This is a genomic window from Mesorhizobium sp. M7A.F.Ca.CA.002.15.2.1 (genome assembly GCF_003998715.1).
Taxonomy (GTDB): domain Bacteria; phylum Pseudomonadota; class Alphaproteobacteria; order Rhizobiales; family Rhizobiaceae; genus Mesorhizobium; species Mesorhizobium ciceri.
On sequence record NZ_RZPI01000753.1, the window covers coordinates 1 to 2,534 of the forward strand.

Here is a 2,534-nt window from a genome sequence, read left to right on the forward strand (position 1 = left end):
CTACCAGGGTGGCTCGGCGCGCATCGAATTCACGCCTTCGACCAATCCCGACCTCACCTTGCATTTCGAACAGCCCGATCCAGTCGCGCTGGAGAGCGGAGCCCAGGCACGCCTGCGGATACGCTCCGGCTGGCTGATCCCGGCGGCGGGGGCGGCATCGTGATGATGCTCGACCTGCTCGGCGGCTTTGGCGAAAAGGGCCGCACCAGCCTTGCTGTCTGCAGCGGCAAGGATCGCATCCTGCTCGACGTCGGCATCAAGGTCGGCGCCTCGGGGGCGGACTACTATCCGGCGCTGAACGGCTCGGTCGCCGACATCGATGCGCTGTTCGTCTCGCATGCGCATGAGGATCATATCGGCGCGCTGAGCTGGCTGCTGTCGCGCGGTTATGCCGGTCCGATCTTCATGACCGCCGAGACCCGCGACGAGGCGCCTGCCACGCTCGCCGGCTATGCTGAGCCCGAGGATTTCAGGCGGTTCCCTTTTCCCGAAGATCGCCTCGAATTGTTCGAACCCGGCGACACGTTGAACAGCGGCAATTTCACGATCCGGACGGGACGCTCCGGGCATGTCGTGGGCGGCGTCTGGTTTGCCGTGGACGATGGCGAGAGCCGCGTCGCCTATTCCGCCGATGTGGTGCCGGACAGCAATGTCTTCGTCATGGACACGATCCCGCACTGCGACCTGCTTGTCCTCGATGCTTCCTACGGCGCCGATCCGGTGCCGGGGGCGGCGCGTGCGCGCGAAATCTCGCAATGGGTTGCGAGGCATTCGGGCGGGTGTCTTTTGCCGACGCCGCTCTCGGGTCGGTCGCTGGAGCTGATCGCGGCCTTGCCAGGGCCGTTCGCCATCCATGCCGGCATGCGCTCGTCCCTGGAAGCGCAGATCGGCGCCACGGCAGCCCTGTTGCCGGGCGTTTCAACGTTGCTGCGCCGCCGCCTGCAAGACGCAGCCGACTGGACCGATGCCGATCCCCTGCCGTCCATGCCGCTGCTGGCGGATGACGGCATGGGTGAAGCCGGCCCATCGTCGCGCCTCTTGCCGCGTGCCGACCATTCCGGTTTTCCGGTGCTGCTTACCGGGCATCTGCCGTCAGGTTCGCCGGGCGATGTGTTGCACAAGGCCGGTCGGGCGGACTGGGTACGCATGCCGACCCATCCGACGCTGTCGGGCAATGTCGATATCTGGGAGAAGGCCGGCCGTCCCGCGGCACTCGGCCATTCCTGCACGCCGGATCTTCTCGGCGACCTGCAATCCCACATCCCCTCGCTGCGCACGCAATGCCGCACCGGCCAGCGCATAGTGGTGTCGGAGGCAAGAAAACGATGAGAATTCTGATCTGCAACGATGACGGCATCGAAGCGCCGGGGCTTGCCCGTCTGGTCGCGGCCGCCAGCGCGTTGAGCGGCGATGTCTGGGTGGTCGCGCCCGACGGCAAGCGCACCGCCGCCGGCTCGTCATTGACGATTGCCAGGCCGTTGACCATGCGGCGCCTCAAACCGAACTGGTACGCCTGTTCCGGCACCCCGGCCGATTGCGTGGTAAGCGCCATGACCTGGTTGTTCGCCGATACGAAGAAGCCAGATCTGGTGCTGTCGGGTGTCAACGATGGCCGCAACGTTGCCGAGGACCTTGCCTATTCCGGCACGCTCGGCATTGCGCGGGAGGCCACTTTCTGGGGCGTTCCGGCCATTGGCTTCTCACGCGTGAAAAATCCTGATTTCACCGATGGCGACGACCAATGGCTTGGCGCGCTGATCGTGTCCCTGTGGCAATCGCGCGCCGACTGGGCCGCTGAGGGTCATTGGCTGAGCATCAACCTGCCGACCTCGCTGCCGGCCGAAATCCGCCAGCCGCGCATCGGTCGCGACAAGATCGCCCGCAAGGCCGAGATCGTGGAGAGCGACGGCGACCGCACGGTCATCACCGTGCCGCGCGGGCGGGCTCACGACAGCCAGCCGGGCGACGAGAACGACGCGATCGATGCCGGCTTCATCAGCATCAACCGGCTGAACTGGCTTGGCGAGACGCGGCTGGACGAACGGTTTCTGGACGGGATCCCGCGCCAGCGGCAAACTGGCTGACCTGAGGTCTGCGCGTCGTCATCCGATCACCAACCTGTCAGCGGTTAAATCAAGCCAATCCACTACCTATGCTTGAAGCCGCCGCTATTTCATTCCACATCGGTGCGGATGAAGGGCGAAACAGGAGAACGGCGGCGGCATTTGCTGTGGGCTTTGCCCGCATCGCTGATCCTGCATGCGCTCATCGCGGCGTTTCTGATCTATGGCCTGCCGAGACCCGAGCAGCAGCCGGTTCAGCAGGAACAGCCCGTCAATGTCGCGATCGTGCCGCCGCCCGAGAAGCCCAAGCCGAAACCTGCTCCAAAGCCGCCGGAACCGACACCTGAAAAGAAGGCTGAAAAGCCGCCTGAACAAAAGCCGCCGCCGCCGAAACCGCCAGACGACCAGGTTCTGAAGCGCGTTTTCCAGTACGGCCAGAAAGATACCGGGCCGGAGAAATCGCTCGACGGA

2 protein-coding genes and 2 pseudogenes are annotated in these 2,534 nt (G+C 65.1%); all 4 read left to right on the forward strand.

Annotated elements, in window-relative coordinates:
* Positions 1-163 (forward strand): annotated as a pseudogene (locus tag ENZ74_RS35420) (ABC transporter ATP-binding protein); the annotation flags it as partial.
* Entirely contained in the window at positions 163-1,329 is a 1,167-nt protein-coding gene (locus tag ENZ74_RS28735; protein ID WP_063169126.1) for an MBL fold metallo-hydrolase, read from the forward strand. The pseudogene ENZ74_RS35420 and the gene ENZ74_RS28735, both read left to right, overlap by 1 nt.
* Positions 1,326-2,084: a 5'/3'-nucleotidase SurE gene (locus ENZ74_RS28740; protein WP_027162942.1), complete on the forward strand. Its 759-nt coding sequence runs from the start codon at positions 1,326-1,328 to the stop codon at positions 2,082-2,084. Before ENZ74_RS28735 ends, ENZ74_RS28740 begins: the two co-directional genes overlap by 4 nt.
* A 108-nt stretch (positions 2,085-2,192) precedes the next feature.
* Positions 2,193-2,534 (forward strand): annotated as a pseudogene (locus ENZ74_RS28745) (hypothetical protein); the annotation flags it as partial.